Genomic DNA, 24,970 nt, shown 5'->3' on the forward strand with positions numbered 1-24,970 from the left:
AGCGTGGGGATCGACGACACGTCGATCCCCACTGGCGGCGGGCGCTGAGCTACCTCAAGATCGGTCTCCGGGCGGTTCATTACGCGCTGAGCCGTGGTCAGGCAATCTTCTCTCACCTGACGCTCCAGGGCGGGCCTGACCCTGAGCCACCAGGTCAGCGGAAACGCCTTCATGCCCCTCCTCAAACCACCCTTGAAGTCGGCTGGCAACTCGTTTTTCGTCCGCTCTCATAAAATTTGTCAGGCCGCCAGGTACCCGACACTTTTTAGAAGACCGTCCGGAACAGCACTTTCAGGTTTTCCTGCACGGATCATCATCTGACCATCAGGGGCAAAACATTCGTCTTGTGCGGCCAGGCGTGAGCGCAACGGCAACGACACGCCAACGGTGCGTCGCTGTGCAGTGACCTCCTGGGGCAGCATCAGCCTGAACAGGGAAGGGAATTCTGTCCTGGACAGCCTCCAGGGAAAGTGTCGGGTACTGAGCCCTCCCTCATACCACCACCCCCACTTCCTGCGCCGGTTCCAGCTTCGGCTCCAGCGTAGGGGCGCTGCCCAGGCGGTTGATGCCGTCGAAGGCGGCGGTCTTGTAGCACTCGGCCAGGGTGGGGTAGTTGAAAACGGTATTCACGAAGTAATCCACCGTGCCGCCAAAGGCCATCACTGCCTGCCCGATGTGGATCAGCTCGCTCGCGCCGGTGCCGATAATGTGCACGCCCAGCAACTCCCGCGTGTCCATATTGAAGATCAGCTTCAACGTGCCCTGCTCGTCCCCAATGATCTGCCCCCGCGCGATCTCGCGGTACTGCGCCTTGCCAATTTCGTAGGGTACGCCGTCCTGCGTCAGTTCTTCCTCGTTCTTGCCCACCGTGCTGATCTCGGGAATGGTGTAGATGCCGTAGGGGAACAGTTCGGGGACGCTCTGGGTGGGCACACCGTAAGCGTGGCAGGCGGCCAGGCGGCCCTGCTCCATGCTGACGCTGGCCAGGCTGGGAAAGCCGATCACGTCGCCCACCGCGTAGATGTGCGGCGCGGCGGTCTGGTAATGCTCGTTGACGTCGATGCGCCCGCGCGAATCGGCGCTCAGGCCCGCCGCCTCCAGATTCAGTTTCGCGGTGGCCCCGATGCGCCCGATGGAATACAGCACCAGATCGGCGGTGACTTCCTTGCCGCTGGCCAGGACGATGCGGACCCGTTCGCCGCGCTCGCCGTCTTCCTTCTGGACGCTGTGAACCGCCTCGCCCAGCCGCAGGGTCATGCGGTTCTGGCGCAGTTGATAGGCCAGGATGTCGGTGATCTCATGGTCAATGAAGTCCAGCAGGCGCGGGCGCTTGTCGATCAGGGTGACGCGCACACCCAGCGCGGCAAACATGCTGGCGTACTCGCAGCCGATCACGCCGCCGCCGATGACGGCCACCGTGCGCGGCAATTCAGTCAGGTCCAGAATGTCGTCGCTGATCAGGATGCGCTGGCCGTCGAAGGGAATGTTCGGATCGCGCGCCGCCTTGGTGCCTACGGCAATCACGATCTGGCGGGCCGTCACGTCGCGCCAGCCGTCGCCGTGGCCCTTGCCGCTCACGTCGCGCAGCCGCAGCGTGTGCGGGCCGATAAAACTGGCCTCGGCAGAGATGACCTCCACCCGGTTGCGGTGCAGTTGGGCGCGCACCACGTCCAGCTCGTGGCCGATCACGCTGGTGGTGCGCCTCAGCAGATCCTCCACGCCAATGTCGTCCTTGACGCTGTAGCTCGCGCCGTACAGCCCGCGCTCGTTGTAGCCGCTGAGGTGCATGATCGCCTCGCGGAAGGTCTTTGAGGGAATCGTGCCGGTGTTGATGCACACGCCGCCCACCACCGCCTTACGCTCCACCACCGCCACTTTCTTGCCCAGCTTGGCCGCCTGGATGGCCGCGCGCTGCCCGCCGGGGCCGGAGCCGATTACTAGCAGGTCATAGGTAAAGTCGGCGGGAGCGGCGGCGACATCGGACGGAAGGTCTGTTACATGCGTCATGAACACCTCGCGGGGGGCCGGGCTGGATTTTTGAATCATGGGCAGGCTATCACCGGGGGAAGGTGGTTTGTCTGGCGATGTCTCCCGTCCGCTCCCAAGACAACCCCTCAGTCGGCTTCGCCGCCAGCTCCCCTTAAAGGGAGCCAAGGAGTGCAGAAAACCAGGAAATGAGCCTCCCCTTGCCTCCCTTCTAAGGGGAGGTGTCCCAAAGGGACGGAGGGGTCGAACCGTGGGGCCATCCCGTTGATCCTGAGCGCAAACCCACAAAAAAGCGGGGCCGAAGTCACTCCGGCCCCGTCTCCCAATCACCTGCCTCAGCCCGGCTGGGCGGCTTCCTCGGCCAGTTGCTCCTGCTCCCGGATCACTTCCCGGTCGATCTTCTCGCCCAGCGCGGCGGCGATCACGGCGGCCTGCTCGCGGGCGTGAACACTGGCATACCCGGCGGCGGTGCTGGCGCTGCGGGGGCGGCTGGCGTGGCTCAGGACCTGAGCGGGGGCCAGGACGCTTTCCAGATCTTCCCAGAGCATCAGCCACGCGCCCTGATTCTCGGGTTCCTCCTGCGCCCAGACCACCTGCGCGCCGGGGTGGCGGGCCAGTTCGGCGCGCATGGCCTCGGCAGGAAAGGGGTAAAGCTGTTCCAGGCGGATCAACGCGGTTCCGGCGTAGGCGTCCTGGTCGGCGTTCCGCGCCTCTATCAGTTCCCAGTGCAGCTTGCCGCTGCTGATCACCACGCGGTGCGCGCCGCTCACGTCCTTGTCCTCGATGACCTCACAGAAACGCCCCTCGGTAAAGTCACTCAGCGGGTTCATGGCCTGCTTGTTGCGCAGCAGGCTCTTGGGGGTCATCACGATCAGCGGCTTGCGGTACGGGCGCAGCACCTGGCGGCGCAGCAGGTGAAAGATCTGGGCGGCGCTGCTGGGCACCACCACCTGCATGTTCTTCTGGGCGCACAGTTGCAGGTAGCGCTCCAGGCGAGCGCTGGAGTGTTCCGGCCCCGCGCCCTCGTAGCCGTGGGGCAGCAGCAGGGTCAGGCCGCTCAGGCGCAGCCACTTGCTCTCGCCCGCGCTGACAAACTGATCGATGACCGCCTGCGCGCCGTTGGCGAAGTCGCCGAATTGCCCTTCCCAGGCCACCAGCCCCTTGGGTTCAGAGGTGGAATAGCCGTACTCGAAGGCCATCACCGCCTCCTCGGACAGGGTGCTGTCGATCACCTCCACCCGGCCCTGATCGGGCGAGAGGTGGGCCAGGGCCAGGTATTCCTCGTTTAAGGGATCATCAGCGTTCTGGTTGTGCAGCACGGCGTGACGGTGAACGAACGTGCCGCGCCCGCTGTCCTGGCCCACCAGCCGCACGCCGTAGCCCTCGTCCAGCAGGGTGGCATAGGCCAGATTCTCGCCCATGCCCCAGTCCAGCGGCTGCTCGCCGCGCGCCATCGCCGCCCTGGCCTTCAGCACCCGCTCGACGCCCCGGTGCGGCTGAAAGTTCTGGGGCACGCTGGCCAGTTTCAGGCCCAGTTCTTCCAGCTTTTCACGCGGGACCGCCGTTGAAACCTCGTCCTCCCAGCGGGTGTCGGTGTACGAGGACCAGTCCACCGCCAGCTCGCTCTGGGCCAGATTGGCCATCTCGGAGACCACGGGCTGCCCGGCGTCGAGCTTGTCGCGGAATTGCCCCACCAGCGCGTCGCCCTCGCCCGCCTCCAGCACGCCTTCCTGCTCCAGGCGGGCGGCGTAGAGGGCGCGGGTGCCGGGGTGCTTGTCGATCTCGCGGTACATGATCGGCTGGGTCATGCGCGGCTCGTCGCCCTCGTTGTGGCCGTTGCGCCGGAACGAGATCAGGTCGATGAACACGTCCTTGCCGAATTCCTGACGGTAGGCCAGCGCCAGGTCGCCGCAAAAGACCACCGCCTCGGGATCGTCGCCGCTGACGTGTAGCACCGGGGCGTTGGCCACCTTGGCGATGTCGGTGCAGTAGCGGCTGCTGCGGGTGTCTCGCGGATCGCTGATGGTGAAGCCCACCTGATTGTTGATCACGATTCGCACCGCGCCGCCCGTAGCGAAGCCGCGCAACCGCGACAGGTTCAGCGTTTCCATCACCACGCCCTGCCCGCTGACCGCCGCGTCGCCGTGGATGGTAATGGGCAGGACCGTTTTGCGCTCGGCATCATTGCGCCGGTCCTGGCGGGCGCGCACGCTGCCGTGAACGACAGGCGAGACGATTTCCAGGTGCGAGGGGTTAAAGGCCAGCGCCAGGTGCATGGGGCCGCCGGGGGTGCGCACGTCGCTGGAGTAGCCCATGTGGTACTTGACGTCCCCGGCCACGTCGGGGTTGTCGCTGAGCTTCTTCTTGCCGTCGAACTCGTCGAACAGCACACCCGGCGGCTTGCCGAAGATGTTGACCAGCGTGTTCAGGCGGCCCCGGTGGGCCATCCCGATCACCACCTCGCGCACGCCGTACACCCCGGCCTGCTGGACGATGCGGTCCATCAGCGGGATAAAGCTCTCGGAGCCTTCCAGGCCAAAGCGTTTGACGCCGGGGTATTTGTTCTTGAGGTACAGCTCCAGCCCCTCGGCGGCGTTCAGCTTGAGCATGATGCGGCGGCGCTCGTCCTTGCTCAAGGCGTAGCGGCCCTGGCCCTGCTGCCGCTCGATGCGCTCCTGGAACCACTTGCGCTCCGGGGCGGGCAGGTAGTTGAACTCGAAGCCAATCGAGCCGGTATAGGTGTCCTGAAGCTGCGCGATCACGTCCCGCAGAGGTCCGCTGAACGGCCCCTCGTTGACGTTCTCGTTCAGGTCCGCCTCGGACAGGCCGTAGAACTCGGGCGTGAGTTCGGGGACCACCGGCTGGCCGCGCATCTTGAGGGGATTGTTGCGGGCGCTGATGTGGCCGTACACCCGGTAGGCCGTGACCAGCGCGCCCCCGGCCTGCTGCGCGCCGCCGCCAGCGGGGGCTGACGCTGCCGCCACACCGCCCCGGCGGCTCTGGCCCAGCTCATAGAACGCCTGCTGGACGGGCGAGTGCAGGGCCTCCTGGGTCCCGCCGCGCAACTCGTCAAAGAGGGTCCGCCACTCGGCGTCCACGCTTCCAGGATCGGTCAGGTAGGTCTCGTACAGCCCCTCGATAAAGGCCGCGTTCCCGCCGGACATGATGGTCTGCCACTGCGTCATAACGCCTCGTAGCATACCCCGCTGCCACCGCACAAAGGTGGTCCGTCAGGCCCCCGGAAGTGAGGGGAGGGAGGGGTTCCCCTCCGGGTGACAGGCCAGCCCTTAAGATGAGGGCATGAAAATCGTTTCCCGCATCGTTGTGGCGCTGGGCCTGGTGGCACTGGTGGCCTCGCTGCTGCTGCTGGGCAAGGATGTCATCGACATCAACCAGCTTCACGCCGTCGCCAACGCCAACCGCTCCACCAGCTTTCCCACCCCGCTGAACAACGTGCTGATCACCTTCGTGCTGGCGGTGCTGGGCGGGTTTCTACTGGGGCTGGGGATCACGCTGCCGCGTCGGCAGGCACAGGTATAAAAGGCGGGCGCAGGCCACTCGTTTGAAGTGACGGCTCGCCCGGTGGCCCCTCCACCCTCCCGTAAAGTTGGAGGAAAACAGCTTATTTCAGGGCGTCCACCCGCTCCAGCCTGCCCGTCTTGCTGCCAACCCTGACATTCTGCTCCCTGGCGCGGGTGTGCGGCTCACTGCGGGTCAGATCGGAGCGGACGGCGCTGGGGTTGCCAGGGCCTGCACGCGCCCCACCTCGCCGGTGGTCAGGCGGACCTTGATGCCGTGCGGGTGCGCGGAGGAGGACGTGAGCAACTGTGCCACCACGCCGCGCGTGAGCTGCCCACTGCGCTGGTGGTGCTTTTGCACGATGTCCACCCCAGCGCCGGGGCGAATGGCCGAGCGCGGCGGCACGCTCACGCCTGCCTGCTCATGCCTGGCCGCCCAGCCGCCCGATCAGCGCGCGGGCCACGGTGGGCAGCGGCCCGGCGATATCGGCGCGCATCAGGGGGTTCTGGGCCTGGCCGGGGCGTTCCACAAAGGCGGTGTGCAGGCCCGCCGATTTTGCCCCCGCGATGTCCCAGCCGTGCGCCGCCAGCAGCCAGCTTTCGTGGGCATGCGCGCCTGTGCGCGACAGGCCATACTCGTAGGCCGCGCGCCCCGGCTTGAGCATCCGGCCCGGGTCCACCGACACCGCGCCGTCCACCAGATCGGCAAAGCCCGCGTTGTCCAATTGGGCGTCCAGCACGGCCTGCGGGTTGTTGGTCAGGCAGACCAGCCGCGCCCCGCCCGCGCGCAGAATCTCCAGGCCCTCGCGGGTGTCGGGGTGGGCGGGCAGGGACCGCATGCCCGCCGCCACCTCGCCGGGCAGATCATCCGGCACGTCCTGACCGCGCGCCTCGCCCAGCGCCTGCAAGGCCACGCGGCCCAGCTCCGAGAAGTCGCGGTAGTCGCCCAGCACCGTGTGGGTCAGGGCCAGTTGCAACATCAGGCCAAACCACTGTTTCCTGGCCCCCGGATCGCCAAACGCCGCCATGAACAGCCCGTCCAGCGCCGAGAGGTCCAGCAGGGTCTCGTTCATGTCCAGAAATACGGTGGGGGTCATGCTTCGGAGGATACGCCGCCCACTGGCCTAAAGTGGGTAGCATGGCCCGGCAAATCCGCCTGACATTTGACCTCAGCGCCGAACTGGTGGCCGTGCTGGACGCGTACGGGGCCACACACGCGCCCGGCTCACGCGATGAGGCTGTGGCGGCAGCCATTCGCGCCTTGCGGGACAGGGAACTGGATACGGCTTATGCGGAGCTGGGGAATGCTCAGCGGCAAGGCTTGGACATGTACCCGCCAGACCATGCAGACGGGTTGCCGCGATGAATGACACCCTGTTCGACAAGCTGGCGGCCAGCGTTCGGGAAGGCGCGGGTATCCTGAACGGTTGGCAGGCTGCTTTCCGCGCCTGTCCAGTTGGCGCAAATCCCATCTCCAATTCCGCCCCCACCCGCTATCCTTATCCCCATGCCGCACCCCTTCAGCGCCTTCATCGGCTTTTACCCCACCACCGATCTGGCGGCCACGCACGACTTTTATGTCGGCACGCTGGGGCTGACGCTGGCGCGGGATCAGGGAACGTGCCATATCTATTCAGTTGCGGGCGGCGGTTACCTGGGCTTTTGCCTGCGCGAAGCGGTGGAGTTGCCGCCCACCGTCGTCCTGACGTTGGTGACGGACGACGTGGATGGCGTGTACGAGACGCTGCACAAAGCAGGCGTGAAGGCAGAGGCCGCGCCGAAGCACCACGCCGAGTACGGGATTTATCATTTTTACGCGAAGGGGCCGAGCGGAGAAAGGGTGGAGATTCAGCGGTTTGATGAGAATCTACCTGTGTAAGACACCCTTACACCCGCACGCGTTCTTCAGATACCAGTTTTTAAGCTATAGTTTTCGCATGACTCTTGAACAATTCCAGAGAGATGGCGAGTGGTTTGAAGATGTTCAGCAAGAAGAAGACAGTGAGGATATAAGTGAATACGATATAACCTCAATACCCAATGACTTCAATGTTAAAACGATATTTGATTTGATGGATGGTGGCATGGTGAAGATACCATCTTTTCAGAGGAATTATATTTGGGATATTTCGAGAGCTTCAAAGTTAATAGAATCTCTGATTATTGGTCTGCCTATTCCTCAAATATTCCTTTACGAAGAGGCAAGAAATAAATTTTTGGTGATTGATGGTCAGCAACGACTAATGTCGCTTTACTATTTTATGAAGCATAAGTTTCCTCGGAAAACTAAAAGATCAGAGCTTAGGCAGATTTTCGATAGCCAGGGTAAAATTGACGATAGCGTACTTATGAGTGATGAATATTTCACTAATTTTAATTTGAAACTTTCTGAGAATGTTGCTCAAAAGAAAAATAAGCTTCATAAACTGAACTACTCTAATTTAGGAGACGCAAAATTTTCTTTTGATATGCGCCCACTTAGAGTAGTGGTCATTAGGCAGAATTTACCTTCAAATGACGATTCATCCATTTATGAAATATTCAATCGTCTAAATTCTGGCGGAGTTAACTTAAGGCCCCAAGAAATTAGATCCAGTATGTACCATTCCAGCTTCTACGAAATGCTATACAGAGTCAATATGAATCCGAGCTGGAGAAAGCTTACGGGGAGCGAGCCACCGGACTTGCATATGAAAGATATAGAAGTTATTTTAAGATCCTTTGCTGCTCTATTGGACAACCAGTCGTATAAATCCTCATTAAGGAGCTTTATAAATCAATTTTCGAGAAAGTCTAAAACTATTAGCGATGAAAAGATACTGTACTTGAGCCAATTGTTTGATAAATTTGTAAATGAAGCCGCTGAAGTATCTGAAGATATGTTCATGAGTACTAGAGGAAGGTTTAATATATCTTTATTTGAAGCAGTCTTCTATGCTTACACAAAAAATTTTATAGGTGATGAACATGTTCATGGCAAATTTGATATTTCTTTAGAGAAGATTCAAATGATAAAGGCTGATAAAGAGTTTACAGACGCATCTATGTCCAGTGCGGGTAGTAGAGAGAAATATATCACTCGCTTAAAAACTGCTGACGAGATAATCAATGATAAAGTTCAGAGATGATACTGTTGTAGATTCCTTATATTTCAGACATTCCGATTTATACAACTACTTGATCGAACAAGGGGAATACTCATTCGCGCTGCAAGCTCAAGAGGAATTTAGAAGATCACTCACTCTGGCTGCGGCGAGTTATTTCGAAAAAATTATTCAAGATATAGTGAAAGATCATGTTAAATCCAAATCGAATAACTGCTTAGAAATTATTTCTTTGGTAGAAATTAAGGTAATTTCTAGACAATATCACACCTGGTTTGATTGGAAAAATCTAAAAGATAATACGTTTTGGGGTATGTTTGGAGCAGAATTTAAGGATATCAGAGTTAAGGAGATCAAGGGCAATGCTGATCTTGGTGAAGCGTCTAGATCGTTCCTGATGATAGGTTCCCTAAGAAATCAAATTGTCCATCAAAATTTTGGAAGCTTTGAAGTTCCAAATAGCGTTGAGGAGATTTACGAATTCTATAAGAGGGCATTACTATATATTGACTATTGTCAGGTTGTTCTTATATAAAAAGCAAATTTTTAAATGAAATTTGTGAGTGTTTATCTCACTCGCACCCCCAAACTGCCTCAACCCCTCCCGCCCCTCCGCCGTTCCCCCACCCAATTCCTTCCCGGCCAGGTACAGGAAGTACCAGCCATCTGCCGCGCCGTGATCCACCACCAGAGTGTAAGTGCCGCCCTCCAGCGTGCGCGCCAGCGTCTGGCCCTTGCGGGCAGTGACGCCGTGACCGCTGTACGGCGCGTAGGTGCGGGGAACGCTGACCGCCCCCACGCCAGCGGGCAGGAAGGCGGGGCGGGAACCCGGTTCGCTCAAGCCGGGACCAAGCAGCCACAACTGCGGGCGGTAGGCGTCGCTGCACCGCGCCCCCACGAACACGGCGATGTTCAGCGCGAAACCCGCCGGAACCTTCAGCGTGTACCAGTCCTGCGTTCCCTTCCGGGCGCGGGCGGTGATGACCTGCGACACGTCCGGCTCGGCAACTGTATAGGCGGCGGCGCGGCTGTTAGAGCCGGGATTGAACATGGGGCGGTGCGCCAACGCAGCGCAGGACAGCAGCGCGGCCAGCAGGGGCGGGGCGAAGTTGGCCCGTTTCATGGAGTCAGTATGACAGCGGCGAAGTTGTCTTATCCCCTCTCCACTTGTGGGTGACCCGCAGAGCTGCGGAGCAGAGGGAGGGAGCCGCGAAGCGGCGGAAGGGTACGGGGGCCACCGGGCAAACCCCACCCTCAAATCCTCCCCAACCCCCACTCACCACCGCGTCTGGTCAATGCCTCCAGAACATGCTGTTGGAAGTGTGGAAGGGCGGGGCATAGACTGGGCAGCATGACGAAGCAGCCGCCCAACCGCCCGCCGCGTGCAGGCCTTCCCTCGCAGGAACGCGATTCGGTCAACAACGTGGAGACGCAGGAGTGGCTGGATTCACTGGCCTATGTCTTTGCCGACGCGGGCGACAACCGCGCGGCGGAGCTGCTGACCGAACTCGATCACTACGCCTATTTTCAGGGCGCACCGATTGAGTTCAAGCAGAACACGCCGTACATCAACACGATTGACGTGGAGGCGCAGCCCGAATACCCCGGCAACGAGGCGCTGGAGCTGAAGTTTCGCAACGCGATCCGCTGGAACTCGGTGGTCATGGTGCTGCGCGCCAACAAGGCCAGCGACGGCATCGGCGGCCACCTGTCCACCTACGCCAGCGCCGCCGAGCTGCTGGAAGTGGGCTTTAACCACTTTTTCCGGGGGCCGGAAGCCGGGCAGGACCGCGATCTGGTGTTCTACCAGGGCCACGCCAGCCCCGGCGTGTACGCCCGCAGCTTCCTGGAAGGCCGCTGGGACGAGGGCCGCATGAACCGCTTCCGGCGCGAGCTGTCGCCGGACGGCCCCGGCCTGGCCAGCTACCCCCACCCCTGGCTGATGCCCGACTACTGGGAATTCCCCACCGTCAGCATGGGCCTGGGTCCCATTCAGGCGATCTATCAGGCGCGCTACATCAAGTACCTGGAAAACCGGGGCCTCAAGCCCAAGGGCGACGCGAAAGTCTGGGCCTTCCTGGGCGACGGCGAGATGGACGAGCCGCAGAGCATCGGCGCAATCCGCTTCGCCTCCTACGAGAACCTGGACAACCTGATCTTCGTCCTGAATGCCAACCTCCAGCGGTTGGACGGCCCGGTGCGCGCCAACTCCAAGGTGATTCAGGAGTTCGAGGCGCTGTTCCGGGGCGCGGGCTGGAACGTCATTAAGGTGATCTGGGACGGCAAGTGGGACGAACTGCTGGAAAAGGATTACAACGGCGACATCGTCAAGCGCTTCGAGTTGCTGGTGGACGGCGAATCGCAGCGTTACGCGGCCTTCGGCGGCAAGGAACTGCGCGAGAAGTTCTTCAACACCCCCGAACTCAAGCGCCTGATCGAGGGCTGGACCGACGCCGATCTGGAGCTGCTGAACCGGGGCGGCCACGACGTGCATAAGATTTACGCCGCCTACGCCGCCGCCATCGCGCACAAGGGCAGCCCCACCCTCATCATTCCGCGCACCGTCAAGGGCTACGGCCTGGGCGAGAGCGCGCAGGCCCGCAACGTGGCCCACAACGTCAAGAAGATGGACACGGGCAGCCTCAAGACCCTGCGGACCCTGCTGGAACTGCCGCTGACCGACGAGCAGGTGGAGCATCTGGAGTACTACAACCCCGGCCCCGACAGCCCGGAGGTGGGGTACGCCCTGGAACGCCGCGCCGCGCTGGGCGGCCTGATTCCCTCGCGCCATGTGGAGTACCCGGGCCTCACCGTCCCCACCGGCGAGTTCTACGAGGAATTCGCGGGCGGCAGCAAGGGCCGCGCCGTGTCCACCACCATGGCCGCCGTCTCGATCATGAGCAAGCTGCTGCGCGACAAGGAAATCGGCCAACTGATCGTGCCCATCGTCCCCGACGAGGCCCGCACCTTCGGCATGGACGCGCTGGTGCCGCGCATCGGCATCTACAGCCCGCGCGGCCAGACCTACACGCCCGTGGACAGCGGCTCATTGATGGTCTACAAGGAAAGCATCGACGGCCAGATGCTGGAAGAGGGGCTGACGGAGGACGGCGCGATGTCCTCGTGGATCGCCGCCGCCACCAGCTACGCCAACCACGGCGTTCCCACCATTCCCTTTTACGTCTTCTATTCCATGTTCGGCATGCAGCGCATCGGCGATCTGGTGTGGGCCGCCGCCGATCAGAAGGCGCGCGGCTTCCTGCTGGGCGCGACTGCCGGGCGCACCACCCTCAACGGCGAGGGCCTCCAGCACCAGGACGGCAACAGCCACTTGCAGGGCTACGTGGTGCCGAACCTCAAAACGTATGATCCGGCCTTTGCCTACGAGCTGGCGGTGATCATCGAGGCCGGGATTCAGCGCATGTACGTGGACGGCATCGACGAGTTTTATTACATCACGGTGGACAACGAGAACGAGATTCAGCCCGCCATGCCCGACGACGGACGCACCCACCAGGAAATCCACGACGGGATCATCAGGGGCCTGTACGTGTTCCAGCGCAGCGGCAACAAGAAGGCCAAGCTGCGCGCCCAGATTCTCGCCAGCGGCCCCGCGATGGACGCCGCGCAGAAGGCGGTAGAAATGCTGGCCGACTACGGCGTGGCGGCGGACCTGTGGAGTGTGACCAGCTACAAAGAACTGCATCAGGACGCCCTGCTGACCCAGCGCCACAACATGCTGCACCCCACCGAGGAGCCGAAGGTCAGCTACGTGGCGCAGCAACTGTCCGCCGAGAATGCCCCCGGCGTTCTGATCAGCGTCAGCGATTACGTCAAGCTGGGCGCGGACGGCCTGAACGGCCACCTGGACCGCAAGGTCTGGACCCTGGGCACCGACGGCTTTGGCCGCAGCGAGGGCCGCGCCGAACTGCGCGACTTCTTCGAGGTGGACGCCAGGCACGTCGTTCTGGCAACCCTATACGCCCTCCAGCGCGACGGCAAGGTCAAGGGCGATGTGGTGGCAAAGGCCATTGCCGATCTGGGCATCGATCCCGAACGTGCCGCGCCCGTTTTGCGTTAATGGGTGATGGTAGATGGGTGATGGAAAAAGATTTCCAACCGTTAATCTTCAGCCCTTAACCATCTACCTTCTACCATCAACATCCTGACCATCAACCATCAACCTTTTACTATTAACTTTCTCCGAAGGAGAACCAATGGCGACAGAACTGAAACTCCCCGACGTCGGGGACAACATCGAGAAGGGAACCGTCGTCACCGTGCTGGTCAAGGCCGGGGACACCATTCAAGAGGGTGATCCGATCATCGAGATCGAGACCGACAAGGCTGTCATTGAAGTTCCAGCCAGCGAGGGCGGCACCGTGGAAGCCGTGTCCGTCAACGTGGGTGACACCGTGAACGTGGGCGGCGTGATCCTGACCCTCAGCGGCGGCAGTGACGCCTCAGCGGCCCCGGCGGCGGCTCCCGCACAGGCCGAAGCTCCTAAGCAGGAAGCGGCTGCCCCAGCTCCAGCCGCCGCTACTCCTGCCGCTCCGACCAGCTCTGGCAGCAGCACCACCGTCGCGCTGCCCGACGTGGGCGACAACATCGAGAAAGGAACCGTCGTGACTGTGCTGGTCAAGGTGGGCGACACCGTCAAAGAGGGCGATCCGGTCATCGAGATCGAGACCGACAAGGCCGTGATCGAGGTTCCGTCCAGCGCGGGCGGCACGGTGGAGAGCATCGGCGTGGCGGTGGGCGACACCGTGAACGTGGGCGGCACCATCCTCACGCTTTCGGGCGGCGGTACTGAAAGCGGTGCGGGCGGTGCGGCGGACGCTCCAGCCCAATCCCCAGCAGCCCAATCCTCAGCAGCACAGTCCCCAGCAACACAGGGCGGCGGCGATCAGGCGGCGAACGTGGAATCCAGCGCCACGGCTGCCGATGCGGGAACGGCCAACCGCGTGGCGCAGGCGCAGCAGGAATCGCAGAAGGCCCAGGCCGCGCCGCAGGGCCAGCAGGGCGGACAGCCGCAGGCCACGGCTCCCGACACCTCCGGCAACCACGACAAGCTGCCCGCAGAGGCCGGGGCTGGCACCCAGGCCCCCGGCGCGCAGCGGCCCTACAACACCCAGACCTATGACGGGCGCACGGTGGTTCCCGCCGCGCCCAGCGTGCGCCGCCTGGCCCGCGAGATCGGCGTGGACATCCATGACGTTCACGGCAGCGGCATCGCCGGACGCATCAGCGAGGAAGACGTGCGCCGCACCGCCGGAACCCCCAGCGTGCAGCCCGCCGCCGCCTCTGCTGCCAGCGCTTCCGGCAGTGCGCCCGCCGCCCCAGCGCAGACTCAGGCCGCGCCTCTGCCCAACTTCGAGAAGTGGGGCACGGTCAAGCGCGAGGACATGTCCGGCATCCGCAAGGCCACCGTGCGCTCCATGACCGCCTCGTGGACCACCATCCCGATGGTCACGCACTTCGACAAGGCCGACGTGACCGCGATGGAAGAAACCCGCAAACGCTTCGGCGCACGCGTGGAGAAGGCGGGCGGCAAGCTGACCATGACCCACATCCTGATGAAGGTCGTGGCGAACGCCCTGCGCCAGTTCCCCAAATTCGGCGCGAGCCTGGACCTGGCCGCCGAGCAGGTGGTCTTCAAGGACTACATCAACATCGGCGTGGCGGTGGATACCCCGGTGGGCCTGCTGGTCCCGGTGGTCAAGGACGCGGACCGCAAGAGCATCACCGAACTGGTGCTGGAGCTGGCCGAATTGGCAGGCCGCGCCCGCGAACGCAAGCTCAAGCCCGACGAGATGTCGGGGGCCACCTTCACCATCTCCAACCTGGGCGGCATCGGCGGGCACGCTTTCACGCCGATTGTGAACAGCCCCGAAGTCGCCATCCTGGGCGTCTCACGCGGCGGCCTGGAGCCGGTCTGGAACAGGGAAACAAGCACATTCGAGCCGCGCAACATGCTGCCCCTCTCGCTGACCTACGATCACCGCCTGATCGACGGCGCAGATGCGGCCCGTTTCGTGCGCTTTATCGCGGAGGCGCTGGAAGATCCGTTCCTGATCTCGCTGTAATCGGGACTGGAAGACAATCCCCCGTCCGATGTGGCGGGGTTTTTTCTGTCCAGGACGCCGCGTATCAGGATCGCCTGGCCGCTGCCGTGGCGGCGGGCGGTGTTGGCGACGCGGTAAACACAGACTGGTTCCCGGCCCATCACCCACGATCAGCACCGTGAACGGACCGGCCCCCCTTGTTCTGCCCGGCCACTTTCGGCGCAGGGTGACCCGCCAGCGCCGGTGCCTGCGGGAGCCATCCGCGCTAGCGTGGGCCATGCCCTCGTCTCCGCGTCCGCGCCCTGGCCACCGCCTCTTGCTAACCGCTGCTGGACTGAGCGCTGCCCTGCTGGTCCGCCGGGCCACACGGCCCCCGCCGACTGCGCCTGAACTGCGCGCCGCCGCGCTGCACCTGCTGGAGGCCGTGCTGCCCAGTCAGCGTTCATTCGAGGTGCGCCTATGGGACGGCACGGTGCTTGCCGCCACCCGCCTGCCCAGCCGAGCGACCCTGACCATCATGGGCGAACAGACCCTAGGCCGGATGCTCAAGCTGCCGGTGGATGTGGCGCTGGGCGAGGCGTATCTGCGCGGAGACTTCGAGATCGAGGGTGACATCGGCACCATTGCTGGGATCGCCGATGATTTCGACTCGGCCTTTCATGCCGCGCAGGTTCCTGGGCTGCTCAGGGCCGTGCAGACCCTGCGCCGCGCGGCTGGGCCAGCCGCCGCCCCCGTGACGGCCAGTCTGGACGGCCAGCCGCACAGCCGGGAGCGCGATCAGCAGGCCGTCCAGTATCACTACGACGTGTCCAACGACTTTTACAAGCTGTGGCTGGACCGCCGCATGGTGTATTCCTGCGCCTATTTTCCCACCGGCACCGAGACGCTGGACCAGGCACAGACCGCCAAGCTGGAGTACATCTGCCGCAAGCTGAGACTCAAAGCTGGCGAACACTTGCTGGACATCGGCTGCGGCTGGGGCGGTCTGGCGATTTATGCCGCGCAGACTTACGGTGTGCGGGTTCACGGCGTCACGCTGTCTGAGGCGCAACTGGCCGAGGGCCGCGCCCGGGTGCGTGCGGCGGGCCTGGAGCATCTGGTCACCCTGGAACTGCGCGACTACCGCGATGTCCTGAGCGGCGGAGAGGCCCGCTACGATAAGATCGCCTCTGTGGGCATGGCCGAGCATGTGGGCCGCAAGAACATGCCCAGCTACTTCCGCACCGCCTACGCGGCCCTGAAACCCGGCGGCCTGATGCTGAACCACGCGATCAGCGACGGCATCGGTCAGGCCCGGGTGCCGATGTGGCTGCAAAGCGGCAACTTTGCCCGCAAGTACGTCTTCCCGGACGGCGAACTGCTGCCCGTGTGGGAAACCCTGAAATACGCCAGCGAGGCCCTCTTTGAAGTCCGCGACGTGGAAAACCTGCGCGAACACTATGCCCGTACGCTGACCCACTGGGCGGGCAACCTGGAAGCCCACCGGCCCGCAGCCCTGGCCGCACTGGGTGAGCAGCGCTTCCGGCTGTGGCGCATCTACCTGGGGGCCACGTCGTACTACTTTCAGAAGGGCCACCTGAGCATCTTTCAGAGTCTGCTCGCCAGACCGGATGCAGAGCGGCAGGCTGGGTTGCCGCTGAGCCGGGCGGATCTGTACCGCTAAAGCTGCACGGTTGTGCGCCGGGCCAGCACGGATCATGGGGCTGCGTTTACCGCCCTTCCCCCGGCGTCGCCTGATCCCCCGCTTCCTGATCCTGGGCCGTTCCCATCTGCACCGTTTCCATCTGGGCCGTTTCCATTTGGGCCGTTTCTGCCCGTGCCGCTTCCCCCTGCGCCGCCTGAATCGCCGTCAGCGCGATGGTGTACACGATGTCGTCCACCAGTGCCCCGCGTGACAGGTCATTGACCGGCTTCCTGAGTCCCTGAAGCATCGGCCCCACGGCTACCACGCCCGCCGCGCGCTGCACCGCCTTGTAGGTGGTGTTGCCGGTGTTCAGATCGGGGAAGATAAACACCGTGGCGCGGCCCGCCACCGGACTGTCGGGGGCTTTCTGGCGGCCCACGCTCAGCACGCTGGCGGCGTCGTACTGCATCGGGCCGTCCACCATCAGGTCCGGGCGGCGTTCCTGGACCAGCCGGGTGGCCACGCGCACCTTTTCCACGTCCTCGCCGCTGCCGCTCTCGCCCGTGCTGTAACTGAGCATGGCCACGCGCGGCGTGATACCGAAGGCCAGGGCGCTGTCGGCGCTCTGGATGGCGATGTCGGCCAGTTCCTCGGCGTTGGGATTGGGGTTGATGGCCGCGTCGCCGTAGACCAGCACCTGCTCGGGCATCAACATGAAGAACACCGAGGAAACCAGCGCCGCGCCGGGGGCCGTCTTGATCAGTTGCATGGCCGGGCGCACGGTGTTGGCGGTGGTGTGCACCGCGCCGGACACCAGCCCGTCCACCTCGCCCTGGGCCAGCATCATGGTCCCCAGCACCACCGTGTCCTCCAGTTGCGCCTCGGCCTGCGGGGCAGTCAGGCCCTTGTTCTTGCGCAGTTCCACCATCGGGGCCACGTACTGTGAACGGATGCCGTCGGGGTCGATGATTTCCAGGCCCGGCGGCAGGGTCAGGGCCAGGCCATCGGCCACCTGGCGCACCTTCTCGGGCGAGGCCAGCAGCAGCGGGCGGGCAATCCCCTTCTCGACGCAGCGGATGGCGGCGCGCACGGTGCGCGGCTCGTCCCCTTCGGGCAGCACGATGCGCCGGTTGGCGGCGCGGGCGCGCACGATCAGCTCGTAACGAAAGGCGCTGGGCGGCAACCGGCGCTCGCCCACCACCTCCGGCGTGCGGATGCGCGTTCGGAGCGCCGCCAGGTCCAGCCGGTCCGCGATGAAATCCAGCGTGCGCTCCATGCGCTCGGTGTCGTCGTGCGGCACGCGGGCGTCCATGCGCGACAGGCGCGAGGCGGTATGAAAGGAATTGGTCTGGACACGCATCACCGGCAGGCTGGAGGTCAGCGACGCCCGGCACAGCTTTTCTATGCTGTCCTCCGGCCCGCTGCCCGAGGTGTACATCAGGCCCGCCAGCGGCACGCCGCTCAGGTGCGCCAACGAGGCGGCCATGATCACGTCCTCGCGGTCCCCCGGCGTGACCACCAGCGCGCCGGGCACGAACAGGTGGGCCATGCGCGGCACGGTGCGGGCGGTGACCACCGTGCTGGTGACGCGGCGCAACTGGGCCTCGCCCTCGTTCAGCACCTCGGCCTCCAGGTAGCGGGCCACGTCCAGCGTGCGCGGGGCGGCCAATGCCGGGGACTGGGCCACCACGCCCAGTAGCGGCAGTTCCCCGCCTGCCAGCAGCGGACTGCGCACCCGGAGTTCGGCCATCAATCCGCCGAAATCCAGCGTGGGCGGCGCGAAGTTCAGCACGTAGCCCGACAACCCGGTGCCGTCGCTGCGGCGGTAGTTCTGCGCGGCGATTTCCAGCTCGTCGGCCAGCGTTCCCGCCGTCACGCCCGACAGGCTAGACACCAGCACGGTGCTGGCCTCCAGGTTGCGGGCCAGCGAGGCATTCAGCGCCCCCGCATACACGTTGCGCTCGGTCAGGGCCAGGCCCTCGGCGATCAACACGTCTGCGCCGCCGCCATCCGTGGCCGCGCGCGACAGGGCGATCACGTTTTCCATCAGTTCCTCTTCCGCGCCGTGGCTCAGTTGGTCCTCGGCTTTGGAGAGCGGAATGGGATCGGGGGTCTTCAGGTGGGCCAGGGCGCGGGCAAAATGCACGCTGTCGTCGGTATCCAGCTCGTGCGTCTGGGCAATCGGCTTGAGAAAGGCGACTTTCAGGCCCTGCCGTTCCAGCGCGCGGGTCAGGCCCAGCGCCGTGCTGGACAGGCCCACGGCGTTGCGGGTGGGGGCGATGAAGAGGGTTTTCATGTGGGTCTCCTTCGGAGGGGTCTCAAGGTTTGGGGGCAGAGAGGAAACGCTCAGCGGGGCGTGAGTGCCAGGATGCCTGCCGTCTCGCGGGCGATCATCCATTCCTCGTTGGTGTTGACCACCAGGGCAGGCAGACTGTCGGGGGCGCTAATGGGGCCGCCCTGACCACGCGCGGCTGCCGCGTTGGCAGACTCGTCCAACTTGAAACCCAGGAACGGCAGGCGGGCCATCGTCGCCGCGCGCACCGTGGCGCTGTTCTCGCCGATGCCCCCGGTGAAGACCAGACCGTCCACCCGGCCCAGGGCCACAGCCATCGCGGCAATGCCCTGCGCCAGCCGGTAGACGAAGATTCCCACGGCCAGCTTCGCGCCAACGTGTCCGCGCGCCGTCGCTTCCTCCAGCTCGCGCATGTCGTTGGTCAGGCCAGACAGGGCAAGCAACCCGCTCTCACGGTTCAGGGCCGCCGTGATCTGGGTCAGGGTCAGGCCAGAGACGCGGGCCAGGTAGTCGTGCAGGCCGGGGTCCACGTTGCCGCTGCGGGTGCCCATGACCAGCCCCTCCAGTGGGGTCAGGCCCATGCTGCTGTCCACGCTGCGCCCACCAGAAACCGCGCAGACGCTACAGCCGTTGCCCAGGTGGGCGGTAATCAGGTTCAGCTCGGCCAAAGGGCGGCCCAGCACCCGCGCGGCCTCCCCGGCCACAAAAGCGTGGCTGATGCCGTGGAAGCCGTAGCGCCGCACGCCATGCTGCCGGAACCATTCCTCCGGCACGGCGTAGCGGTAGGCAATTTCGGGCATCGTCTGGTGAAAGGCGGTGTCGAACACGGCCACCTGCGGCAGGCCCGGAAAGGCGTTCATGGCCGCCTCGATGCCCGCGATGTTCGCCGGGTTGTGCAGCGGCGCGAGCGGCACGCAGTCGCGGATGGCCTCCAGCACCTCGGGCGTGATGGGCGCGGGGGCGCTGAAGCGGGAGCCGCCGTGGACGACGCGGTGGCCCACCGCCCGCACGTCCTGCCGCAGCCCCAGCGCGTCCAGTTCGGCCAGCACCAGCCGCATGGCCTCGGCGTAACTGCCGCCATTCAGGGAATGGGTCTGCCGTTTGCCATCAGAATCCAGCCGCACAGAGGCCGCCTCCACCCCCAGCCGCTCGGCCAGCCCCGAGAGCCACGTCTTGCCCGAGGCCGGGTCTATCAGGGCGAATTTGAAGCTGCTGCTGCCGCTGTTGAGAACGAGGGTCCACATATGCGGTCATTCTCTCAGAAGGGAGGCGGGGAGGTCTGTGCTCCCTCCTCCGGGCGCAGGGCCGGGGAGGGGGGCCACAGGGCAGGCCGCCGAGTGGGCCAGAAGCGCAGCGCCGTCCTCTGACACGGATTGCGGTCAAAGTCCTTACTATGACCCGGCTGGAAGGAGAAGCAAAGAGAACGCGTGGCGTGGTCTGGAAGAGCGTGGTCTGGAAGAACAGACGGCGCTTTCCTGTCTACTCTGGAATTGAACGCGGTGCGCATCACTGCGCTGGCCGGGCGTTTGCGGTTCACTCCCTCCCAGCCTCACCCATTGGGGGGAAGGGCCAAAAGATACGTCCCAGCCGCGTTTTTCTACTCTCCTTTCAAGCACTCCTGCCGCTCCCCACTGGGCCGCCCCGCACACTTGGCGGCAGCCTTGATAAAGGTGGGAATATCGCCCCCGTTGCGCTCTAAGAGGGCCAGGAAGTCCGGCACCAGCGTCGCGTAGGCGGCCACCGCACCCAGCGAGGCGTTGTTGGCCCCGCGCGCAAACCAGCCGTCGTAGCCGTTATAGCCGCCCCAACTGGCCTTGAGGGCAGCGTAGCGGTCATTCAGGGTCTCGATGATCGCCGCCTTGTGGGTCTGAACCTCGGCGGCGGGCAGTTGCTGAGCGTACAGGGCTTCCAGTTCGCCGCGCGTCTGGAGCAGCAGTTTCTGGAAGCCCGCCGCGCGCTCCTGCGCCAGCCGGTCTGCCGCAGCCAGTTCGGGGGTGCCGTATTCCTTCAGCCAGCGTCGCATTCCGGCCTCCTCAACCGAGGTGGCGAAGGACTCGTTAAACACGGTGTCGTCTTTCACATACAGCGCCGGGTGCGCCAGTTCGTGGATCACGGTGCGGATCAGGCCAGCGTCGGAGGAAGACAGCATGGTGGCCAGCACCGGGTCTTTCAGGTAACCCAGCGTGCTGTAGGCGCTGACGCCCCCCACGCTCACGTCGTCCCCCGCCGCGCGGCGCGTGTCGGCGTAGGCGCGGGCCGCAGCTTCGTGGAAGTAGCCCCGGTAGGTCACGCAGCCCGCGATGGGAAAGCAGGAGGTCCGCAGGTCAATGCCGTCCGGCGGCGCGGAAAACACGTTCCAGACCACGGCGGGCCGCCCCACGTCCACATACTTTAAGAACGAGCCGTGATCGGGCAGGCCCAGCTCGCCGGTGGCGAAGGCGCGCACCCGGCCCACCAGTTCCAGCTTGCGGCGTACCTCCGCGTCGGTGGCGGAGTCGGCCAGCACATCGGCAATGGGCCGCGCCCGCTGAAGCAGGTCCAGTTGCCCGCCTGCCGCCTGCGCCAGATAGCGCACGTCCGAACAGGCCGAGAGTGCGGCCACCAGCGCCACAACTCCAGCAGCGATCAGCGCAACTTTAGCGGCCCGCATGACCCACTTCACGGACCTCGGCCACCAGCGCGGCAATCGCTTCTGGCCAGGATGGATACTCGAATTCAAAGCCCGTCTGAAGCAGACGCTCTGGCACCGTATAACGACTTTTAAGCAGCAACTCCGCCTCCGACCTCATCACGGCAGCTCCCAGCCCGATCAGCCCGGCAGTGGACGGAATGCCCAGCGGCATGCCCCAGGCTTCACGGTAGGCGCGCAGAAAATCGCGGTTGGGCAGCGGCTGGGGCGCGCTGACGTTGACGGGGCCTGCCAATTCGCTATCGACCAGAAACTCCACCGCGCGGCAGAAGTCGCGCTCGTGAATCCACGAGACGTACTGACCGCCGCCCGCCATCGGCCCGCCCAGGCCCAGGCGCATCAGGGGATCAGTGGTGGCCATCACACCGTCCGTGCCGAGGCCATAGACCATCGCCGTTCGCAGGGCCACGCGGCGGGTGCGCGGCAGGTCCTCTTCCAGCAGCGCCGCTTCCCAGCGCTGCCCGACGTCCACGCTAAAACCGTCTCCGATCTCTCCCGCCGCCTCGGTCTGCGGGGTCTGCGCGCCCCTGTAGATGGTCCCGGTGCTGCTGTTCAGCCAGACGGGTGGGGGCGCTGCCGCGTCCCGGATCGCCGTCCCCAGCGCCCGCGTGGTGTCCAGGCGCGAGGTGTAGATGTCCAGCATGTTCTGCGCGGTATAGCGGCAGTTCACGGTACGCCCGGCCAGGTTCAGCACGGCGGCTGCGCCGCCCACCTCGCGCGCCCACTCGCCCTGCCGCAGTCCATGCCAGCGCACCCAGCGCCCTGGCATGGACACGGCGGACGGCGAGCGCGAAACCGTCACCACATCCCAGCCCAGGTCCGAGAAATGCCGCGCCACCGCCCGTCCCAGAAAGCCGGAGCCGCCCGCGATTACCAGCCGGTGGGGAGAGGTCATGCGGGCATGTTATACGGACCCCGATTGAAAGGTGTCGAAAACACCTGGAAATCCGGGCAGGCGTCCAAGCGTCTTCATGGGCGCTGCTCTGGACAAGTCAACGAGCAGGGGAACAACGGGTTCTGGACGTGGACTGGATGAATCGGGACAGCGCCGATTCATCTACGAAACAAACGGAATCCGTATGAGCGGGCGCGGCGGGGTCAGAACGGCCCTGAGCTTGGGCACCAGACCTGCGCCGTCTCAGGCGGGGCACAGTCAGGCCAGCAAAGGTCTTTCCTCAGCGTCTGGGCGGCAACGGCACCACTTGCAGGGTCACTGCGGGCAGCGGCAAAAGCAGGGGAAGAGAGAAGCGCAGCGGAAAGGCCTCCTGGGCCGAATTTGAAGAGGGAGGTTTCAGGAGAACGTTGCCGCCATCGCATTTCAGCCGGGCCACGGGAAGGGGGCCGGGCAGACGACTCCGCGCCATCACCGCGTAATTTTGCTCCGTATCCCAGACCCGCAGGGTGTTGCCCCCACCAATCAAGTAACGCCCGCACAGGACATAATCGCGGTTAATCCTGGCAGTGTCAGGCAGCCAGCGGCGAAACATGCCGTCCGGGCCGTAGAGCTGAAGCCCCAGCGCGTTTGGTCCCCTGGGATCGAGGCTGGCCGTGGAGGACCAGCGCACCAGAGCGTCGCCGCTGGCCGGATGCAGGACCTGCGTGATCGTGTAGCCCTGCGCGACATGGCCCAGTGTGTTGGACACCAGCCCACGCCACTGCGTTTCGGTCAGGCCCAGACGTAAGTCATCTTTCGGCGCTGGGGCAACGGCCAGCGCAAGGAGCAAGACGGACACCATAAAAACTCAAACTGATTTTTCGCTGAGCGTGACGACGAGAAACGGCAGGTGTCCCCTCTCAGACCGCCTGCCGTTTGACCGTTCGACTGTTCAACGGTGCGACCGTTTGACCGCTCCTCCTCAGTCCGCCGCGCCCATCGGCACCGGGCTGGGGCGCATGTCCTCGGTGTAGTTGGCAATGAACGCGCCCACCGCGCCGCCCAGGACCGGTCCCACCCAGTAAATCCACTGGTTGGCCCAGTCGCCGCCTGCCACCGCTGCTCCCAGCGCACGGGCCGGATTCATGGCGGCCCCGCTGATCGGCCCCACCGCCAGAATGTCCACCACGATGGTTAGGCCCACGATCAGGCCGCCCAGCACGCTTTTCTGGTGAATCGCCACCTTGACGATCACCATCAGCAAAAAGGCGCTGGTGATCGCCTCGGCTAGCAGGCCGCCGCCGACGCTCACGCCGCTGCCCAGAGCTGCCGCGCCGTAGCCCACCTTGTTCATGGCGTCCTGTCCGGCCACTGCCACGGCGGCGAACGCCCCCAGAATGCCGCCCACCAGTTGCGCAGGAATGAGGGCGAAGGTCTCCGTCCATTTCTGGTGTCCGGTCAGGCTCAGGCCAATGCTGACGGCGGGGTTGAACTGCCCGCCGCTGACCGTGCCCAGCGCCATCGCCATCACGGCAATCGCCAGACCGTGGGCGAAGGCCACGCCCAACAGAGTCGCGTCGTTGGCGATGGCGAGCATGCCCGCGAACAGCAGGGCAAAGGTGCCAATGGCCTCGGCGATAAGCTTCTTGATCAGCATGAGAAAAATTTTATGAGCTTGCCAAGTTTTTTACAATCGAGTGTTTAAACGACCCATCGTGATGTCCCAGGCGTCAGGACGGGGGACTTCAATTGTCTTTGGAAACCCGTTCGCGCGAATAGGGCCTGTAGCCCGGCGGCGTGCCGGTCTCGTCGCTGAACAGCGCCGTGGTCAGGTACCGCGCCCCGGTGTCACAGGCGATGGTGGCGACCCGTTTGCCCACGCCCAGTTCGCGGGCCACCGACAACGAGGCCCAGGCGTTTGCCCCGCTGCTCATGCCCACGAACACGCCCTCCTGCTCGGCCAGGCGGCGGGCCAGGGGGTAGGCGTCCTCCTCCCAGACCGTGATCACGCGGTCGATGACGGCCCGGTCCAGATTGTCAGGAATAAAGCCCGGCCCCATGCCCTGAAAGCCGTGCTCGCCGCGCTCGCCACCGCTGAGGACGTTGCTGCGGGCGGGTTCCACGGCGATCACCTGAATGTCCGGGTCCTGGGATTTGAGGAAGCGCCCCACGCCGCTGATGGTGCCGCCCGTGCCGCTGCCGTACACGAAGGCGTCGATGCGTCCGTCCATCTGCTTCCACAGCTCCGGGCCGGTGGTGCGCTCGTGGACGGCGGGGTTGGCCGGGTTGGTGAACTGACCCATCACCACCGCTCCCGTTTCCTCCGAGATGCGCCCGGCCTCCTCGATGGCGGCCAGCATACGGCGCTCGGGATCGGTCAGCACCAGCTCCGCGCCGTAGGCCCGCAGGGTGCGTTTGCGCTCCTCGCTCATCTGGGCAGGCATGCACAGGATCAGTTTGTAGCCCTTGGCCGCCGCCACCTGCGCCAGCCCCACGCCGGTGTTGCCGCTGGTGGGTTCCACAATCGTGCCGCCAGGCTTCAGGCGTCCGCTGCGCTCGGCGTCCTCGATCAGGCCCAGCGCGGTGCGGTCCTTAATGCTGCCGCCGGGATTCTGGCCCTCCAGCTTCACGAACACATCGGCCATGCCGGGTTCGGTCACGCGCCTCAGTTGCACCAGCGGGGTATTGCCAATCAGCGTCTCGACCATGCCCGCCAGCATAGGCCCGGTCGGGAGGAGACGGGAGGGTGCGTCTCCCATTCAGCGCCGGGTCGTGAATCTCAGGACTCCTGTTCGAGAGTTGCTTCCAGCCGCCACT

At 64.3% G+C, this 24,970-nt stretch carries 20 protein-coding genes; 8 read left to right on the forward strand and 12 right to left on the reverse strand.

Going from position 1 to position 24,970, the window contains the following annotated elements:
* Positions 1 to 492 precede the first annotated feature (492 nt).
* Both sthA and Q322_RS0107030 read right to left on the reverse strand, forming a co-directional pair.
* Positions 493 to 2,046, reverse strand: coding sequence for a Si-specific NAD(P)(+) transhydrogenase (gene sthA / locus Q322_RS0107025; RefSeq protein ID WP_245593175.1), 1,554 nt, complete (start codon positions 2,044 to 2,046; stop codon positions 493 to 495).
* A 275-nt stretch (positions 2,047 to 2,321) separates the two neighbouring features.
* Complete coding sequence (locus Q322_RS0107030) at positions 2,322 to 5,171, reverse strand: 2-oxoglutarate dehydrogenase E1 component (protein WP_034417915.1); 2,850 nt, start codon at positions 5,169 to 5,171, stop codon at positions 2,322 to 2,324.
* A gap of 115 nt (positions 5,172 to 5,286) precedes the next feature.
* Between Q322_RS0107030 and Q322_RS0107035 the strand changes: the two genes are divergently transcribed.
* Entirely contained in the window at positions 5,287 to 5,526 is a 240-nt protein-coding gene (locus Q322_RS0107035) for a hypothetical protein (RefSeq protein WP_029477132.1), read from the forward strand.
* A 174-nt stretch (positions 5,527 to 5,700) separates the two neighbouring features.
* Here the strand turns inward: Q322_RS0107035 and Q322_RS0107040 are convergent, their stop codons facing one another.
* Positions 5,701 to 5,910, reverse strand: a complete 210-nt coding sequence (locus Q322_RS0107040) for a YwbE family protein (protein ID WP_029477133.1) — start codon at positions 5,908 to 5,910, stop codon at positions 5,701 to 5,703.
* Between the two features lie 16 nt (positions 5,911 to 5,926).
* Positions 5,927 to 6,601 carry a haloacid dehalogenase type II gene (locus tag Q322_RS0107045; RefSeq protein ID WP_034417917.1) on the reverse strand — a complete coding sequence of 225 codons (675 nt, stop codon included), beginning with the start codon at positions 6,599 to 6,601 and terminating at the stop codon, positions 5,927 to 5,929.
* Between the two features lie 41 nt (positions 6,602 to 6,642).
* Here Q322_RS0107045 and Q322_RS0107050 point away from each other — a divergent pair, with 41 nt between their 5' ends.
* From Q322_RS0107050 to Q322_RS23175, 4 genes are all read left to right on the forward strand, one after another.
* On the forward strand, positions 6,643 to 6,870 hold the full coding sequence (locus tag Q322_RS0107050; protein WP_029477135.1) for a hypothetical protein: 228 nt from the start codon (positions 6,643 to 6,645) through the stop codon (positions 6,868 to 6,870).
* A 141-nt stretch (positions 6,871 to 7,011) separates the two neighbouring features.
* Positions 7,012 to 7,383: a VOC family protein gene (locus tag Q322_RS0107055; RefSeq protein WP_029477137.1), complete on the forward strand. Its 372-nt coding sequence runs from the start codon at positions 7,012 to 7,014 to the stop codon at positions 7,381 to 7,383.
* 58 nt (positions 7,384 to 7,441) lie between these two features.
* Positions 7,442 to 8,632, forward strand: a complete 1,191-nt coding sequence (locus tag Q322_RS22335; protein ID WP_084147856.1) for a GmrSD restriction endonuclease domain-containing protein — start codon at positions 7,442 to 7,444, stop codon at positions 8,630 to 8,632.
* A gap of 49 nt (positions 8,633 to 8,681) precedes the next feature.
* Positions 8,682 to 9,143: a HEPN domain-containing protein gene (locus Q322_RS23175; protein ID WP_156952933.1), complete on the forward strand. Its 462-nt coding sequence runs from the start codon at positions 8,682 to 8,684 to the stop codon at positions 9,141 to 9,143.
* On the opposite strand, the gene Q322_RS0107060 is transcribed toward Q322_RS23175, so the two are convergent.
* Positions 9,108 to 9,731: a hypothetical protein gene (locus Q322_RS0107060; RefSeq protein WP_029477138.1), complete on the reverse strand. Its 624-nt coding sequence runs from the start codon at positions 9,729 to 9,731 to the stop codon at positions 9,108 to 9,110. The two genes, Q322_RS23175 and Q322_RS0107060, sit on opposite strands and share 36 nt — an antisense overlap.
* A gap of 228 nt (positions 9,732 to 9,959) precedes the next feature.
* On the opposite strand from Q322_RS0107060, the gene aceE reads away from it, so the two are divergent.
* The 3 genes from aceE to Q322_RS0107075 all read left to right on the forward strand — a co-directional run bounded on the left by aceE (position 9,960) and on the right by Q322_RS0107075 (position 16,336).
* On the forward strand, positions 9,960 to 12,689 hold the full coding sequence (gene aceE, locus Q322_RS0107065; protein ID WP_029477139.1) for a pyruvate dehydrogenase (acetyl-transferring), homodimeric type: 2,730 nt from the start codon (positions 9,960 to 9,962) through the stop codon (positions 12,687 to 12,689).
* Positions 12,690 to 12,825: 136 nt separating this feature from the next.
* Complete coding sequence (locus Q322_RS0107070; RefSeq protein WP_029477140.1) at positions 12,826 to 14,694, forward strand: 2-oxo acid dehydrogenase subunit E2; 1,869 nt, start codon at positions 12,826 to 12,828, stop codon at positions 14,692 to 14,694.
* Positions 14,695 to 14,950: 256 nt separating this feature from the next.
* Positions 14,951 to 16,336, forward strand: a complete 1,386-nt coding sequence (locus Q322_RS0107075; protein WP_029477141.1) for an SAM-dependent methyltransferase — start codon at positions 14,951 to 14,953, stop codon at positions 16,334 to 16,336.
* Between the two features lie 46 nt (positions 16,337 to 16,382).
* Here the strand turns inward: Q322_RS0107075 and pta are convergent, their stop codons facing one another.
* The 7 genes from pta to cysK all read right to left on the reverse strand — a co-directional run bounded on the left by pta (position 16,383) and on the right by cysK (position 24,861).
* The gene (gene pta, locus Q322_RS0107080) at positions 16,383 to 18,593 is read right to left on the reverse strand and encodes a phosphate acetyltransferase (protein WP_084147857.1); all 2,211 of its coding nucleotides are present in this window, start codon (positions 18,591 to 18,593) and stop codon (positions 16,383 to 16,385) included.
* Between the two features lie 50 nt (positions 18,594 to 18,643).
* Entirely contained in the window at positions 18,644 to 19,834 is a 1,191-nt protein-coding gene (locus Q322_RS0107085) for an acetate kinase (RefSeq protein ID WP_029477143.1), read from the reverse strand.
* A 353-nt stretch (positions 19,835 to 20,187) separates the two neighbouring features.
* Positions 20,188 to 21,252, reverse strand: coding sequence for an aminopeptidase (locus Q322_RS0107090; protein ID WP_156952934.1), 1,065 nt, complete (start codon positions 21,250 to 21,252; stop codon positions 20,188 to 20,190).
* Positions 21,227 to 22,174, reverse strand: coding sequence for an epimerase (locus Q322_RS0107095; protein WP_029477145.1), 948 nt, complete (start codon positions 22,172 to 22,174; stop codon positions 21,227 to 21,229). The genes Q322_RS0107090 and Q322_RS0107095 overlap by 26 nt, the downstream gene beginning before the upstream one ends.
* A gap of 280 nt (positions 22,175 to 22,454) precedes the next feature.
* On the reverse strand, positions 22,455 to 23,012 hold the full coding sequence (locus Q322_RS0107100; RefSeq protein WP_156952935.1) for a hypothetical protein: 558 nt from the start codon (positions 23,010 to 23,012) through the stop codon (positions 22,455 to 22,457).
* Positions 23,013 to 23,135: 123 nt separating this feature from the next.
* Positions 23,136 to 23,810: an MIP/aquaporin family protein gene (locus tag Q322_RS0107105; protein WP_051668322.1), complete on the reverse strand. Its 675-nt coding sequence runs from the start codon at positions 23,808 to 23,810 to the stop codon at positions 23,136 to 23,138.
* Positions 23,811 to 23,898: 88 nt separating this feature from the next.
* Complete coding sequence (gene cysK / locus Q322_RS0107110) at positions 23,899 to 24,861, reverse strand: cysteine synthase A (RefSeq protein ID WP_029477148.1); 963 nt, start codon at positions 24,859 to 24,861, stop codon at positions 23,899 to 23,901.
* Positions 24,862 to 24,970: the final 109 nt, after the last annotated feature.

The sequence above is a fragment of the Deinococcus frigens DSM 12807 genome (genome assembly GCF_000701425.1).
GTDB classification, from domain to species: Bacteria; Deinococcota; Deinococci; order Deinococcales; family Deinococcaceae; genus Deinococcus; species Deinococcus frigens.